The sequence below is a fragment of the Clostridium sp. genome, assembly GCF_036646415.1.
Classification (GTDB): Bacteria; Bacillota; Clostridia; order Clostridiales; family Clostridiaceae; genus Clostridium_J.
On record NZ_JAVXMF010000018.1, the window covers coordinates 41681 to 57457 of the forward strand.

Below are 15777 nucleotides of genomic sequence, written 5' to 3' on the forward strand. Positions count from 1 at the left end.
TGTTATTTATATAGGTAATTGTATCAATAAATTTACATATACTTCAATAGAATTTTACATATATTTATTATTGCAAAAAGCCCTATGTAATTAATTATACACAGAGCTTTGTATCCCTATTATTCTTATTTAAATTTCTATTTCAAGTATTTTCTCAAAACTATAATCCACATGTAATCACTGTGATTTTAAATCTTATATCTCAACAATTATTGGAAATATAGTTGGTCTTCTTTTGGTTTTATCATATAAGAATCTTTCTAATGCTCTCTTCACATTTAATTTTAGGACATACCATTCTACAACTTTATTTTCTAAAGAGTTTTCAATTTCTCTTCTCGCTATTTCTTTTGCCTGGTTAATCATCTCTTCAGCCTCTTTAGCATAAACAAATCCCCTGGTTATAATATCTGGTCCTGCTATAATGCTGTAGGTTTCTTTGTCTATTGCTATTACCACTGTAACCATGCCCTCTTGAGCTAGATATTTTCTATCTCTTAATACTATGTTTCCTACATCTCCCACGCCAATACCATCAACAAACACTCTACCTGTACGTACTCTTCCAACCACCTTAGCTTCTTCCTCTGAAAGTTGTAACACATCTCCTGTATCCATTACAAATATATCTTTTTCTTCCATACCTAAACCTATTGCTAAATCCTTATGATGTTTTAAATGCCTAAATTCACCATGGGCTGGCATAAAATATTTTGGGTGCACCAAAGTATGCATTAACTTTAATTCCTCTTGACATGCATGCCCAGACACATGAATATCATCTAATGCCTTATAGATAACATCTGCTCCTTTTTTAAAAAGTTCATTTATAACCTTACCTATAAGTTTATCATTCCCTGGAATTGGTGATGCAGAAATAATAACTAAATCATCTGGTTCCAATTTTATTTTTCTATGATTTGAAAAGGCTATTCTTGAAAGTGCTGCCATAGGTTCTCCTTGGCTACCTGTGGTTATTATTGTTATTTCCTCATTATTATAATTACCTATGTCATCTACACTTATAATTGAATCTTCCGGTATATGTAGATATCCCAGTTCCATAGCAACCTTTGATATATTTTCCATACTTCTTCCACTAAACGCAACTTTTCTTTTAAATGCAATTGATGAATTAGCTATTTGCTGCATCCTATGTATGTTAGATGCAAAGGTAGCAACTAGCACCCTTCCCTTAGCTGTAGAAAAAATCTTATTTAAGGTTTGGCCTATAGATTTTTCTGATAGGCTATGTCCCGGCCTTTCTACATTTGTACTATCAGCCATTAGTAGTAATACGCCCTCTCTTCCCAATGCTGAAATCCTTTCTAAATCCATAACTAAACCATCGATAGGTGTATAATCAATCTTAAAATCTCCTGTATGCAATATAATACCTACTGGAGTGTGAATAGCAATAGAGCATGAATCAGCTATACTATGGGTATTTCTTATAAATTCAACCTTAATATGTTCTAACTCAACTATATCTCCAGCTTCTACTTTATTTAGAGTACATTCTCTTTGTATAGAATGCTCCTTAAGCTTATTTTCTAATATACCTAAGGTTAATCGAGTACCATAAACAGGCACATTTAACTGCTTTAAAATATATGGTAATGAACCAATATGATCTTCATGTCCATGGGTTAAAAAGAAACCTTTCACCTTTTCTTTATTATCTATTAAATATGTTATATCTGGAATTATTAAATCAACTCCATACATTTCTTCATCTGGAAATGCTATTCCACAGTCTATAACAATAATCTCTTCATCATATTCAAAGGCGGTAATATTTTTACCAATTTCACCCAAACCACCTAAAGGTATTACTTTAACACATTTTGTTTCTTCCACAAAATCCCTTCCTTTGCTTTATCAATTAATTTGGAGATTAATTTTCATATATATATTAGTAGTTAAAATCCACTTTTTGTTTGTTCAAAGGAACACTTCCTACTAATTTAATCTTATTAATATTAGATTTAAAACTTTAGCTAAATTTCAATAATTAAACTGTAAATTAAAATTACCACTTAAGATTTAGCTTCTCATTTATTATGTGTTATAGCTCAATTAAAATACATTTATTCAACAATTAATATAACTAATTATAACTGTTAACTATTTTATTTTTATTTGTAACAATATCATATTTATAATTAAATAATTAATATTGTTTATACCCATAAAGAATTACACAAATAAATAGAATTTTATTAATATAGATGTTTAATGTACATGGAGGTTTTATTATGATTGAAAAAATTAATGCAATGTATTTTAGTGGTACAAGCACCACTAAAAAAGTAATATGTGGGCTAACAGATAAAATTTCTCACTATTTTTATGGTGAAATACGTGTAAATAATATAAACTAAGACATAAAGAGGATCTTGAAATTGAATATGCTTCTCGAAAGAATCCAGAGATATTTTTATAAATAATTAAATTCCTAGTGTAATTACTCACACTGGGAATTTAGTTTGCTTAGCTTTTCTTCTTACCTTGTGATTTCCCTTGGCTCTTGCCTTTTCCACCACCACTACTATAATTCCAGCTTTTCTTAGACTTCTTAACAGCATTACCACTTTGGTTTAGCTTTTTAGGGAGTGCTGATTTTCCATCCCCCTCAGCCTTACTACCGCTGCTGTTATTTCTACTTCTACCACTATTTCTTTTAGGCTTCTCAGTAATAGTAAAATTCACAGCTGGATAAGGGTTATCGGACATAGTAGGTATTTTCTTTCCAATTAATTTTTCTATATCACCTAGGATCTCTCTCTCTTCTATATCGCAGAAGGAATATGCAGTTCCAGTATATCCAGCTCTTCCAGTACGTCCAATTCTATGAACATAGGTTTCCGGTATCTCTGGAAAGTCGTAGTTAACTACATGGGATAACTCATCTACATCAATACCCCTAGCTGCTATGTCCGTAGCTACTAACACTCTTGTTTTACCTTCCTTAAAGTTATTAAGAGCTAACTGTCTTGCATTTTGTGACTTATTACCATGGATTGCCTTAGCATCAATTCCTGCCTTCTTAAGATCCATAGTAATCTTATCTGCTCCATGCTTTGTTCTTGAGAATACTAAAGCTGTTGCAATATCCTCATCCTTTAAAAGCTCAATAAGTAGATTCGTCTTGTTATTCTTATCTACAAAGTATACTCCTTGAGTGATGGTTTCTGTAGTAGATGAAACTGGTGTAACTTCTATCCTTATTGGTTTTTTAAGAATAGTATTAACTAAATTTGAAATCTCCCTTGGCATTGTAGCGGAGAATAACATATTCTGTCTTTCCCTTGGTAGTTTAGCTATTATCTTCTTTACATCAATAATCATTCCCATATCTAGCATACGATCTGCCTCATCGAGAACAAAATATTTTACCTCACTTAACTCCACAATCTCTTGATTAATTAAGTCAAGGAGTCTACCTGGAGTTGCAACTAATACATCTACTCCATCTTTTAGAGCTCTTACTTGAGGTCCCTGTGGTACTCCACCAAAGATAACCGTATTTTTCATATTCATATAACAAGAATAAGCTTTAAAGCTTTCACCTATCTGAATTGCTAGCTCCCTAGTTGGTGCAAGTACCACAGCACTAATTATTCTTGGTCCCTTTACACCCTTATTATTATCTTTATCCTTGAATATGTTTTGTAACACTGGAAGAGCAAATGCAGCAGTCTTTCCAGTACCAGTCTGTGCACATCCAAGTAAATCTCTCCCCTGAAGTATTGGTGGTATAGCCTTTTCTTGGATTGGGGTAGGACTACTATAACCCTCATCCTTTAAAGCCTTTTGTATTGGTCTAATTATATCTAAATTCTCAAATAACATTTTTTCTCCTTTAATGGTCATTATTCTTTAATTCCTAATATTTAGTTCTTTATAAATTATATAGGTTTTTCATAAAAACCGCATCATTTTTCTATTAGAAAGTTGATTTCCTATTAAAAATATTAACCTTTATACTTCTGTTCCCTGGAATCACTTAACCTCTGAACATGCCTATACCACTAAAAGAACCTTGCCAATTTGAAAAATATGGGTATAATTTAAATTAAGTATTATAAACATGGATAAAATGGAAGGGTATTTAAATATGGAAGAAGTGAAAAGACTTTTTGATTTAAATTTAGGACTAGTATTAGCAGGAGGTGGTGCTAAGGGTGCTTATGAAGCTGGAGTTTTCAAAGCACTTTGGGAGTTAGATATAATAAGAAGAATTTCAGTGGTTTCTGGTACATCTATTGGTACAGTTAATGCACTTATGCTTTCCATGAATGATAATAAAATTATGGATGAAAGCTGGTCTAGTTTAAGCTATTCTAGATTTATTACAAATGAAATTAATGTTAGAGACCTAAAGTTTTCAAATCTTATAAGGAGAGCTAAACAGAGAGATAAATCAGCTATTGAATTAATTAGAGAAAGTGATATTGGTTTAATTTCTCAAAGTGGAGTTCGACGTTTTATTGAAGAATATGTTGATTTAAAGGTTATTAAAGAGTCGAAGAAAACACTTTATGCCTGTGCATATAATATAGATTTTAAAAAAACAGAATATTTTAGGTTAAATGAATTTGAAGAAGATGAAATAATAGATATTGCTCTTGCTTCATGTGCAATACCATTTGTTTTTAAACCTATTAAGATAAATGAATATAGATATGCAGATGGTGGAATAAATAATCCTAAATATTCATGTCAAAATGCAGATAATGTACCAATAAACCCTCTAAAACATCACAATTGTGATGTTATTATTGTTGTCCATTTATCATATAAGCAACCCATAGATAAAAGTGGATTTGAAGATACTCATATTATAGAAATATATCCGTCTATACCCCTTGAAACAATAAATGGAATTGGTACAGTAAATTTAATGACAAGTACATTGAATCAACATGTAGAACTTGGCTATAGAGATGCATTAACCATTTTAGCACCAATAATAATAGATATGTTAAAAGGAAAACCTCTAGATAAATTAATAAAAAAACATGAAGAGTATAACAAACAATTTAAAAGGCTATAGATCTGGCTATAGCCTTTTTTCATTATAATTTTTTTGTAGTTTGAAATTTAAAACATTAATCTACATATACATCAAGTGGTTTAACTCTAAATCTGTTAGTAGGCATTTTTTCAGTAGTTGTATATCCTGGTTCTGAATTTATTACGTCTGGAAGTCTGTTAACTATAGTTGCACAGGTTAATTCTACAGTAGCAGGCCTATTAATAACTACTTGAGTATCTGGTTCTCCATAAATTATCCAATCATTCTTATCATACTCATCTGGTGCATAAACCTTACCTATACATTCAGTTTCTATAGTAATTCCTTCCTCTGTTTCAGTAACTACTATAGCAGACATGCCTGTAGCATAACCTGCTGGGATAACCATATTTAAAGTTTCTGAGCGTAATTCCTCTTTATACACATGAGGTATGCATTTTTGCACTTGTCTCTTCACTGTAAGTCCTAGTTGAGAACATAACCAACCATTAACATTCCACATATAAGAAGGCAAAAATTCTCCCTTATTGATAAGTTCTTGTCTATCCTCATCTGAAATGTTATCAGCAGCAGCTATTTCTCTATTAAATCCTTCAAGGTCAAGACCTGCTCCATGAACTTGAGCTAGAGCAATACCATAATCCTCTACATTATAGCTTGAAACTCCCTTTATCTTAGTAATATTATGAGTAGCTCCAGCTAAAGTTGTAATAAGATTTCCCCAAAATACATCTTGATATCCTGATCCACATATAGTGCAATTATTATCTTTTGCTAACTTATCAATTTTATCAGTAATCTTATAAGAAGAGTTCCATGGATATATAGCTTCTTCACATGTACTGATAACATTTATTCCATTTTTAGCGCATATCATAAAAGGCTCTTCTAGTTCACTAAGTAAGCTTCTTGTAGTTACTATACATACATCCGGTTTTATCTGTGCTAAAATTCTATCTGCATCCTTAGCATCTTGTACTACCACACCCTTAGGCTCTGTTCCAATAATCTCTCCAATATCTTTACCAATAACCTGAGGATTTAGATCAAAAGCAACTACAATTTCTGCTCCCTTTTCATAAACATACCTCATAGTATATATAGACATTTTTCCACATCCATATTGACCTACTCTAATTTTTCTATTCATAATTCTCTCCCTAAAATTTATTCGAATATTTTTTAATTTTTAGAAGAAATACTCTCTACGCCCTCATCTCCTTGAAATTCTTCATCAACAATATAAATTTATCACTGTATATTTACCTAATATATCCTCCAATATTTATTTCTTAATTAATAAATATTAAAAAGTTTATCTTAATATGACTAATTCTATTATTAATAGTTTCTTAAACTTAGCAAAATGCTTTATTGAAGTAGATGATATAACAAAAGGCTATATCAGGGGTTTAGCATTGGTATATCTCACTATTTATATATTTTATATCTATTTCTTATTAAATCGATTAAAGTAAAAATTATTTATGTTCTTCTATCATTCCGTAGTCATTTTTCAGTAGTTGTAGGGGTACGGCTCCCCATACGAACTACAAATAAACATGATTTAGATTAACTAAAGATTTTAGTTTAAGACTTTCTAAGTGACTTCATGTTTCATTATCACTTAGGATGAATTTTATAAATAAGAGGTAAAAAAAGTGGGGGGATTTTCATGTAGAATATTACATTAGGTATAAGTGTTAATAACAGTAAAAGATGGTATTTATTATAAAAACAAATATTAGAAGAGTATTTGGAATAGCCATAGCGCCTATTATTTGGGGTGTTTTTGCAGATTTAAAGTATGGTAAAATTAGTTACTATTAATCTTCCCATAGGGGTATCTTCAATTAACCCCATATTAAGAATATGGATCTTAACCCCTTTACCCATTAGCTTATCTATGTACTGTAATCCTTCTTTTGTTGTTCTGCAGAATCTATCTAACTTAGTTACAACTAAAGTATCTCCAAGTGATATATCCTCCAGCAGTTTATTGAATACAGCTCTATCTTTAACTGCACTAGGTGTATCGTCATATTTATGCGGAGTTACAATGCTAAGGAATGTATCAATAGGGTAGACTCTATTGATACATTCCTTAACTCTAGTGAAATCAGCACTTTGAAGTGTCCCATATGATTTGTATCACAATACTAATTAATTTTTAATAAATATAATACCTTTCTCTCCAGCAACACTTTTAAATAGCTCCTTCTATTCTTTGCTTACCCTAATTCTTATATAATCATCTTTATTTACCATGTGATAACACCTCCAATAGTATGTTATCACTCTATCATATTCATTTTAAAAAATATTATAGTTATGAACATTAAGCAGCTTTTATGCTGTGAAGTGCTTGTCCGCACCTATTATTTTGAATCTTGTTATGTAGTTTATTAATATTAAATCCAAAACTTAATAGGGTAAATTCAATTTTTACATTCTTTTTACCTCGAGTTAAAAATCTATTGAATCCATAGTCTTCCTTTAGAACACCAAAGGCACCTTCAACTTGAATTGTTATCTGTTCATTCTAAGAAAAATACCTTCGGGACTTGTTATATTTCCTAGAGAAGTTAGTCGTTTATTTAAGAACACCTTAGATGCCTGCATTTTACGGTTTCCATTAGCTCTTGTACCCCTTGATTTTCTAGTTGTAGTGCCGATAGGCCTTAGTTTTACATTGTTGTAACAAATATACTCCATGTTGGAACTATTACACATTTCCATTATATAATTTACACTATTAGTGGTTTGGTCGAATAATAAATTAATTTAACGAGCGGTTTATCGAACCAAATACGATATGTAAAGTATTTGTTTAAAATTCTAATTATAAAAAAAGTGAAAGCTTAGAGGATTTTAGAGAGTTTTATATAGAAACAAGAGTAATTAAATGAAGTATAACTAAGAGGTATTAAGAATTGATTGGCATTTGAAACATAGAGTCAAAAGAGTAGTTACAAAGTTACGACAAAATAGACTTTATATGTAGAAAAATATATTTATTGGAATGATTTTCATTGCTTTATTTTATTAAAATAAATGTTATAACAGTTAATAAATGTAATTTAATACGCAACTTTACATTTTATGTATAAATACTGAGGAGGCTTTTAAAATATGAAAAAAAGGTTTTTAGTTTATTATTGACATTAATATTTGCATGCTTAAGTGTTGGAACATGCTATGCTGATACACTAACACTTGAAGGAGAAGAATCAGATATTACTGAAGGGGGGGTTATAGCAATAGCTAACCAATACAATTTAGAATATAAAATTTATGATGAGTCTGATTCAGATGTTGAAATTACCGATATAATTAGTTTGAAACAATTACAAAATGCTATAATTACAGGACGAGAACAGAGCTCTGACGTTGAAGATCCAATAATATCAATTCAAGGGAGTGGAGTTGTTACAGATGAAAATAGTGGGAGTGTTACAGCTAAAAATAGCTTAACAAACTATTCATTAATAAGTTATCCTATTGCCACTTTAATACGCCGAAGTTCATACACTGGAGGTTTGACTATAAATTACAGTGTAAGTGGAACTTATAAAACTGTTAGTGGTGTTAAACAATGGGTTAATGTTACAGGTACTGATATTAAGCCTTCAAATGGTCCATTTACAAAAGTTGAATATGTATCTAAAAAAATAGGGAGTAAATCCAGTGATAGTAAAAAAATAACACGCTCTTATTCCATTCGATTAGGGCATTATATAGGGGTTAAAATACCTGGCACAAGTAAAGTAATAGGTGTTAGAGTTTCTTGCCAAAATCTTAATGGTGAACAGTATTTTTGGGCGTCTAGTATATAAAGGGGAATTAATATGGAGGAGATATTCGGATTTTTAAGTATAGCTTTTTATATACTGCTAATTCCAGGAACTATATGGATTGTAAAATTGATTATTAGATTTATTAAAGAACATAATCCAGATGATAAATAACATTAAATAATTTAAGGGATATTAAGAATGAGGGTTCTTATATCCCTTCTTTTGATTGCATATTATCACCTCCTTTTGTTAATTTGTGGGTGTAATATATATACTCATACAATATATTTATTACATACTTTTACTCCCAAATATAAACTTCTAAATTTTTATTTGATTCACAATATGATTTATTAAAAGAAAGGGTAAGTTATCCGCTAATAAATTTATGGCTTTTAATATATTTTCAAGTTATCAGTCAGCTATACCTATTATGATTGGCTCATCATATTCTTCACCAAAAGTTTCAATTGTTATGCTTTCAATTATTTCAGGTATTACAGGTTCATTAACTATAACACCTTCTATGCCTACATCAATAGATTTTGTTTCTACAGATACTATACGTTCAACCTCTGCAAAGCCTTCTATGATTTTACCGAATCCAGTAAATTTGCCGTTCAATTTTTTACCGGCTTCATCACTTAATGTAATAAAGAAACAACTCCCCGCTGACATTTTTTCTCCATCTCCACCTAATGCTACTATTCCTTTTTCAATTTTTAAATTATTATTTATTCCATTTTCTCTAAATTCACCATTCAATGCTACATTGCATTCAGGATCTCTTCCAAAAGAATCATATGTTGGTTGTAGCACAAAATTTGGAGCAATTCTTTTTATTTCCCTGTTATCAAATAATCCTTTTTGTGCTAAATAGATAAAGCAATTTACTGCATTTGGAGCTTCCTTAGGCATAAGTTCTATCATTATTTTACTCCCATTTTTTATAGCCATAGTTGCTATTGGATTTTTCATATTTACTATGTCAACTCCTTTACTTTAAACTGTCTTAATTTGATTTTCCCTATTCTATAGCTTTAATTATATTGTTTATAAACCTTACAAAATCCTCTAAGTTATTTTGTACAATTTCAAAAGCAAGTATTTTCATTGGAAAATACTACACCCCCTAGGGGTTGTAGAGATTTCAACTTGAGTTTTGTTGGCTACACCCTATGAATAAAGTATAATCTATTTAAAGATGTGGTATACCACCTTTATGGTATGCATCTCATTGAGGGACTTAAATTGTAATTTTTTTTGAAAATAAATGTTTAAAATAACAATCTTATAATGCTATAAAATTTCATCTTTATTTTTTAAATACTTTATGATTAAATTATTACCAATATTACATATAAGGAATAGAGTCACTGTAATAGAAACGCATTTCATTGACAAAGCATACTTATTAGATGATTTTAAAATAGTTATGAAAAAAATAAGCATAAGAATATATGATGTAAGCTGTATTAATACTGTAATTCTTATCTTTATATATGTTTTAAATGTATATTTATTTGATATAATTAAATTGAAAGCCTCATCTTTTAGTAAGAAATGTATAAATTTATTATTAAATTTATTTTTAAATATTAAAAATAGTGATATAACCCAATATGGTATTATTATTAATGCAAAAATAATAGTAGCATAGTACAGCATATTTTATCCTCTCCTCTACTTACTTTAATATACTATATTTTACAATTTACTTCAATTATTTTTGGGTTCAAATCAATTTATCTAAAATACTAGCATTGGCATCGATAATAATTAATATAAAAAAAGATAAGTAAAATAGAGACACCATTAAAAGGTTACTGAATAATAATTCAAAACCCTTAATTTAAATTGTAAAATATTTAATAATATAAATAAAAATGAATTTTGAAAAGTTGCTGAATATGATTCAACGTAATCAAGAATTTCAAAGACCTTGAATAATATCTTATACCTACAAATTAAATATAATTATTTCCCAAATATGTTATCATATACTATATGTGCATTATATCTTTATGTTATCAATGTACTATGAATATGCTCAAGAAAGGAGATATTTATCATGGAAAAACCAAAACTAAGTATGAAAAAGCTAAAACTAACTACTATTTGTTCTTTAATTATTACTATTTATTTATTATCATCATTTATATTTATACATGCAGATCCAGTAAGGGTTGCAAGACGTTACATTTTGTGTCAAGAGTTTGTTTATACGTTAAAAGAAACTGCAGAGTTAGAATATACTTCCGATGATAAAAGAAACGTATCAATTCGCATATCATCGGGTGATAATTCTATTTCAGGAATGCATTTATATAAAACCAAATCAGGATTATGGTTCATAATCCCAAATAGCGTATATTCATTCTGATATGATGTACTATAACCTATAATTTTTTATGGTTAATTTATTTCATCAATTGAATTATTGTATTTTTTTAATTTTTGAACACAAGAGATTACAAAAACTGCAAATGCAGTGATAATTCCAATTTTAAAAAATAACCAAGCAACTGGCATTAAGAAGAATGGATCCAGTAAAGTTCTATAACATATAATATTATAGGAAACTATGCATATAACACTTACAACAATTGAAATTAAAGATATTAAATATTTTCCCATCTTTTAATCTACCTACTTTCATTCTTTTCTTTAAAATATATTATACATTAAAACAAGTGTTTACATCTATATTACTCCCAGAAATAGTGTAAAAATGTGTTATTACAAAAATGTATTAACGTGTTTTTCACATTTATCGAGAACTACCCTTAACAAGATAAATCTCCTGCTGTTTTTTATACACTACTTATACTTAGTATAACATTTAGTGAACAAAGCAACATCTAGATTGCCTGGTATACTTAAATTCATTGCACCTTCCCATAATGGGCCAAAACTTGTTTGTCCATCAGTTTTAAGCAACAGCGCCATAGGATCTTGAGTATGATCGCTATTGTAACCTACAAGGGGTCACACTATACATTATTCTAATTTAAAACAATCTTAGGTATAATATATTTATAATTACTTTTTTTATGAGAGGTGTATTAATATGGTTAATGATAAAATTAATTTAATGATTTCAAATAGCGAGGAAATAGATAATGTAAATGGTACCTTTGGTATGAGTATATTCAAGAAGTGTAATGCTCTAACTCTAACCTTAAAAAACACTACTATTGATGTATCTAAAGTAAACTTATGTAGAGATATTATTAAAAGTAATACCTCAATGTTCTCAAATTTCAGAGGTAATAATTTACTAACAACTGCTGTAAATTTATCACTTGAAGAAAATCCTGAAGAAAGCTTGAAAGAAGTTATTGATATCTACAACAAACTAAAAGATGTATTTATGAATAGCCAATATCTAGTTTTAGCTGCATGGGTACTTTATAAATCAAGAAATAAGTTTAATATAGATGGAGTTATTAGTGATACAAGAAAAGCTTATGATTTCATGAAAGGCAATCATTGGTTTTTAACTGGAGCTGATGATGTATCAGCAGCTGCCATGATTGCAGTTACATCAACAAACTTAGAAAAAACCTTCTCAGATATTGAGGAATGCTATACCATTCTAAAAAATCAAGGATTCTGGGCTGGAAATAAGCTTCAAGGATTATCTCATATATTATCCTTAAGTGAAGATTCTTCTGAACATAAGTGTACACGTGTAATATCACTTAACAATGCTCTGAAAAATAATTCTATACCTTTAAAAAGTTATGCATTACCTATTTTAGGAGTAGCTTCAATGGTTACTGATGATTATGAAGCATTAGCTAAAAACATCAAAGAAACTTCTGAATTTCTTAAAACACAAAAGAGATTTGGTTCCTTCTCCCTTGGAACTACTGTAAGAAATATGATTTCTGCATCATTAGTTTGTATGAATTATATTGACGCTCTTACAAGTGAATCTAAAGATACTTTAATTAATACAACCACTAATGCAGTATTAACAATTGTTATTGCTATGGAAATTGCCGCAGCAAGTGCAAGTGCTGGAGCTGCAGCGGCGGCTGCTTCATCCTCTTCTTGCTAAACTTCTATATCTAGATATTTAAATATAATAGTTTTTATAATTTCTGTTAAACTGTAAACTTAAGTATTTTTCATCAAGGAATTTTTAGAAATCATTATAAAAAACAAGATAGGGATAAGCACCTTTATAATAGATGTTTATCCCTATCTTGTTTAGTTGAATTTTACTATTCTATGATCCTGTAGACTTATAATGTCTTACCCCAATTCTCCATAAAATATATGATGGCACAAGAAAAAGTATTGCACAAAGTGGTGATATCATATATAACACCTTATTCTTTTGTACTCTATCTATAAGATAAAGAAAAGGATAATAATTTACAAAGGCTAGTGGAACTACAAAAGTAAAAAACTTCATAACCCAATCTTTATAAATATTTAAAGGATACTGAGCTATTTCTCTCCCCCCATCTGTGAAAATATTCATAAATTCCAATCCCTCTATTGTAAAAAAACATATAGCAGCATATATCATAAACAACCCAAAAAATAAGCATACTCCGCCTATTATCATAAGTGTTAGTGTAAACATTTTTCCTAATGTCCACTGTACTCCACATGTGCTTATTCCGTATATGAAGATAACCATGGCTTGAAGTAGTCTTCCAACTCTAGAAAACTCAATTTTACTTCCTAACACTTGTATAATTTCATTTTGTGGTCTTAACATTATTCTATCAAACTCTCCATTTGATATTATTACCGAAAACCTATCAAATCCCCTTCCAAAACATTCAGCTAGTGCAAAGGAGATAAATATAGTACTAAAGCATAATAAAACCTCATTAAAGCTGTACCCCTCAATACTTCCAAATCTATTAAATAAAAAGTACATAGATAGAAATGAAAATATGGTTGTCATACCTTGTCCTATAGCAGTTAAGAAAAAGGAAGTTTTATACTCCATAGCTGATCTTAGGTGAATTGAAAAATACTTTAAATATAACCTCATAATTTATCCTCCCTGCACTGTAACTTTCTTTATTGCTTTACTCATAGCAAATCTACCAATTACAATTAATACTCCAGCCCAAAATACTTGAAGAATTATTGATATTACCGCCTCATTAACTAGAATACCACCTGTATATATTCTAAAAGGTGTATTTTGCATAGCGGCAAAAGGCGTAAGATAAATGTATTTAGTTAAATATTCAGGAAGTAATGGTAGTGGAACGAGTCCACCTGAAAAAAAATCTGCTATCATAACCATGGTCATTCTAATCCCCATTGGTGATACAGTATAAAATGTGAATATATAAATAAGCATACAATAAGCAATGACCACTATAGCCCCAACAACCATTGATATTAAGAATAATATGAATGAATATAATGTAGCTGGCCCATTAAACCTATATGTCCCTGGTAAAAAAGATGCAATTATAAGTATTGGAAAACATCTTAGTAATGTTTTAGATATCCTAATAGCTAGATTTTTTGCAAACCACATATTATAAATATCTAAAGGCCTACAAAACTCATAAGCAACATTCCCACTAGAAATTAATTCGAATATTTCATTATCTAAAAACCAAGTCATAAATAGTGCTAAAAAACTCTGTTGTAACCATATATAAGTTGAAAGTTCTGAAATTTCCATTGGAATTGCTGCGGGATTACTTCTATAAAAGCTGTGATATAACATTATATACATAAAGCCCCAAGCAAGTTGTGTAGCTACACCTGCATAGGCTGCTGTCCTATATTGAAGTCCATTTATAAATCTTATCTTAAAAAAACTCCAATATGCCCTCATATTTTGAACTCCCTATAAAGTCCAATTACTACATCATCTACAGTAGTGGAACTTACTTGAATATCATTAACATTTACCTTTGATGATAAATAAGAAATACCCTCTGACACAGAAATTTTCGTTGTATCTACTTCAATAACTGCTCTTCCCTTATATTTTTCAGCAATTCTTAAACCAGTACAAACCTGATCTAACTCTCCGTAATAATCAAGGCTTATAGTTCTCTCTTTATTAAATCTTTCTTTTAAATCATCTAACTGTCCATCTAGAAGAACTCTTCCCTTGCCAATTAAAATTATTCTTTTTGTTAATGCTTCTATATCTTGAGTATCATGGGTTGTAAGAATAACCGTTGTTTTTCGTTCTTTATTAACATCTTTTATAAATTCTCTTACTGCAATTTTAGATACAGAATCTAGCCCTATGGTAGGTTCATCTAGAAATAAAATTTTAGGGTTATGAATTAATGAAGCTGCTATCTCACATCTCATTCTTTGACCTAGGCTTAGCTGACGTGTTGGAGTTTTAATTATATCTCCAATATTAAGTAAATCTACAAGTTCTTTAATGTTCTTTTCATATTGAATTTGTGGCACTTTATAAATGTCTTTTATAAGCTCAAAGGAATCTACTACAGGCACATCCCACCAAAGCTGAGATCTTTGACCAAAAACTACCCCTATATCCTTCACATGATTTATCCTGTCTTCCCAAGGAGTCCTTCCATTGATGATACATTGCCCATCATCCGGATTTAAAATACCACTCATAATCTTTATCGTAGTACTTTTCCCCGCACCATTAGGTCCAATATACCCTACCATCTCTCCTTCATCAATATTAAAAGATACATTACTAAGTGCATGTACTAATTCATACTGTCTATTAAATAGTGACTTTACAGCTTCTCCAAATCCTGGATCTCTTTTAAAAACCTTAAAAGTTTTAGATAAATTTTTAACTTCTATCAATAAATAACACCTCCTATATAAAATTAGGTGAAATGCTTATATATCATACCATATTGTTACATATTATGAAAGTGTTTGTAACATTGTGTTTGAGTCAAGTAAAAGTTGGCAAGTCTTCTTTTTCAAAATATACCTATATAA

14 protein-coding genes and 1 pseudogene are annotated in these 15777 nt (G+C 29.7%); 5 read left to right on the forward strand and 10 right to left on the reverse strand.

What is annotated here, in order from left to right; all coding sequences use genetic code 11:
* Positions 1 to 195: 195 nt before the first annotated feature.
* Positions 196 to 1860: a ribonuclease J gene (locus RSD37_RS12075; RefSeq protein WP_346946992.1), complete on the reverse strand. Its 1665-nt coding sequence runs from the start codon at positions 1858 to 1860 to the stop codon at positions 196 to 198.
* Between the two features lie 398 nt (positions 1861 to 2258).
* Here RSD37_RS12075 and RSD37_RS12080 point away from each other — a divergent pair, with 398 nt between their 5' ends.
* A complete protein-coding gene (locus tag RSD37_RS12080) occupies positions 2259 to 2384 on the forward strand; it encodes a hypothetical protein (RefSeq protein ID WP_346946993.1) in 126 nt (41 codons plus the stop codon).
* Positions 2385 to 2493: 109 nt separating this feature from the next.
* Here RSD37_RS12080 and RSD37_RS12085 read toward each other — a convergent pair whose 3' ends face one another.
* Positions 2494 to 3855, reverse strand: coding sequence for a DEAD/DEAH box helicase (locus RSD37_RS12085; RefSeq protein WP_346946994.1), 1362 nt, complete (start codon positions 3853 to 3855; stop codon positions 2494 to 2496).
* 265 nt (positions 3856 to 4120) lie between these two features.
* Here RSD37_RS12085 and RSD37_RS12090 point away from each other — a divergent pair, with 265 nt between their 5' ends.
* Positions 4121 to 5059, forward strand: a complete 939-nt coding sequence (locus tag RSD37_RS12090) for a patatin-like phospholipase family protein (protein ID WP_346946995.1) — start codon at positions 4121 to 4123, stop codon at positions 5057 to 5059.
* Positions 5060 to 5114: 55 nt separating this feature from the next.
* Here the strand turns inward: RSD37_RS12090 and RSD37_RS12095 are convergent, their stop codons facing one another.
* The 3 genes and pseudogenes from RSD37_RS12095 to RSD37_RS12105 all read right to left on the reverse strand — a co-directional run.
* Positions 5115 to 6191, reverse strand: coding sequence for a dihydrodipicolinate reductase (locus RSD37_RS12095; RefSeq protein WP_346946996.1), 1077 nt, complete (start codon positions 6189 to 6191; stop codon positions 5115 to 5117).
* Between the two features lie 650 nt (positions 6192 to 6841).
* Positions 6842 to 7138 carry a recombinase family protein gene (locus tag RSD37_RS12100; RefSeq protein ID WP_346947007.1) on the reverse strand — a complete coding sequence of 99 codons (297 nt, stop codon included), beginning with the start codon at positions 7136 to 7138 and terminating at the stop codon, positions 6842 to 6844.
* Positions 7139 to 7379: 241 nt separating this feature from the next.
* A pseudogene (locus tag RSD37_RS12105) lies at positions 7380 to 7624 on the reverse strand (transposase); the annotation flags it as partial.
* Positions 7625 to 8199: 575 nt separating this feature from the next.
* Here RSD37_RS12105 and RSD37_RS12110 point away from each other — a divergent pair.
* The gene (locus RSD37_RS12110; RefSeq protein WP_346946997.1) at positions 8200 to 8877 is read left to right on the forward strand and encodes a hypothetical protein; all 678 of its coding nucleotides are present in this window, start codon (positions 8200 to 8202) and stop codon (positions 8875 to 8877) included.
* 375 nt (positions 8878 to 9252) lie between these two features.
* Here the strand turns inward: RSD37_RS12110 and RSD37_RS12115 are convergent, their stop codons facing one another.
* Positions 9253 to 9816 (reverse strand): peptidylprolyl isomerase, encoded by a 564-nt coding sequence (locus RSD37_RS12115; protein ID WP_346946998.1) that lies wholly within the window; start codon positions 9814 to 9816, stop codon positions 9253 to 9255.
* 1093 nt (positions 9817 to 10909) lie between these two features.
* Between RSD37_RS12115 and RSD37_RS12120 the strand changes: the two genes are divergently transcribed.
* Positions 10910 to 11221, forward strand: a complete 312-nt coding sequence (locus tag RSD37_RS12120; protein WP_346946999.1) for a hypothetical protein — start codon at positions 10910 to 10912, stop codon at positions 11219 to 11221.
* A gap of 32 nt (positions 11222 to 11253) precedes the next feature.
* On the opposite strand, the gene RSD37_RS12125 is transcribed toward RSD37_RS12120, so the two are convergent.
* Complete coding sequence (locus RSD37_RS12125) at positions 11254 to 11475, reverse strand: hypothetical protein (RefSeq protein ID WP_346947000.1); 222 nt, start codon at positions 11473 to 11475, stop codon at positions 11254 to 11256.
* A gap of 433 nt (positions 11476 to 11908) precedes the next feature.
* Here RSD37_RS12125 and RSD37_RS12130 point away from each other — a divergent pair, with 433 nt between their 5' ends.
* Complete coding sequence (locus RSD37_RS12130) at positions 11909 to 12904, forward strand: DUF4003 family protein (protein ID WP_346947001.1); 996 nt, start codon at positions 11909 to 11911, stop codon at positions 12902 to 12904.
* 171 nt (positions 12905 to 13075) lie between these two features.
* Here RSD37_RS12130 and RSD37_RS12135 read toward each other — a convergent pair whose 3' ends face one another.
* The 3 genes from RSD37_RS12135 to RSD37_RS12145 are packed head-to-tail and all read right to left on the reverse strand — an operon-like array spanning position 13076 to position 15636.
* Positions 13076 to 13858, reverse strand: coding sequence for an ABC-2 family transporter protein (locus RSD37_RS12135; protein ID WP_346947002.1), 783 nt, complete (start codon positions 13856 to 13858; stop codon positions 13076 to 13078).
* A gap of 3 nt (positions 13859 to 13861) precedes the next feature.
* A complete protein-coding gene (locus tag RSD37_RS12140; RefSeq protein WP_346947003.1) occupies positions 13862 to 14665 on the reverse strand; it encodes an ABC transporter permease in 804 nt (267 codons plus the stop codon).
* The gene (locus RSD37_RS12145) at positions 14662 to 15636 is read right to left on the reverse strand and encodes an ATP-binding cassette domain-containing protein (RefSeq protein WP_346947004.1); all 975 of its coding nucleotides are present in this window, start codon (positions 15634 to 15636) and stop codon (positions 14662 to 14664) included. Before RSD37_RS12145 ends, RSD37_RS12140 begins: the two co-directional genes overlap by 4 nt.
* Between the last annotated feature and the right edge of the window lie 141 nt (positions 15637 to 15777).

Bases quoted from the DNA above. Each gene is read 5' to 3' on its own strand.
- RSD37_RS12080 (WP_346946993.1), top strand. From the start codon at position 2,259: ATGATTGAAAAAATTAATGCAATGTATTTTAGTGGTACAAGCACCACT.
- RSD37_RS12085 (WP_346946994.1), bottom strand. From the start codon at position 3,855: ATGTTATTTGAGAATTTAGATATAATTAGACCAATACAAAAGGCTTTA.
- RSD37_RS12090 (WP_346946995.1), top strand. From the start codon at position 4,121: ATGGAAGAAGTGAAAAGACTTTTTGATTTAAATTTAGGACTAGTATTA.
- RSD37_RS12095 (WP_346946996.1), bottom strand. From the start codon at position 6,191: ATGAATAGAAAAATTAGAGTAGGTCAATATGGATGTGGAAAAATGTCT.
- RSD37_RS12115 (WP_346946998.1), bottom strand. From the start codon at position 9,816: ATGAAAAATCCAATAGCAACTATGGCTATAAAAAATGGGAGTAAAATA.
- RSD37_RS12120 (WP_346946999.1), top strand. From the start codon at position 10,910: ATGGAAAAACCAAAACTAAGTATGAAAAAGCTAAAACTAACTACTATT.
- RSD37_RS12125 (WP_346947000.1), bottom strand. From the start codon at position 11,475: ATGGGAAAATATTTAATATCTTTAATTTCAATTGTTGTAAGTGTTATA.
- RSD37_RS12130 (WP_346947001.1), top strand. From the start codon at position 11,909: ATGGTTAATGATAAAATTAATTTAATGATTTCAAATAGCGAGGAAATA.
- RSD37_RS12135 (WP_346947002.1), bottom strand. From the start codon at position 13,858: ATGAGGTTATATTTAAAGTATTTTTCAATTCACCTAAGATCAGCTATG.
- RSD37_RS12140 (WP_346947003.1), bottom strand. From the start codon at position 14,665: ATGAGGGCATATTGGAGTTTTTTTAAGATAAGATTTATAAATGGACTT.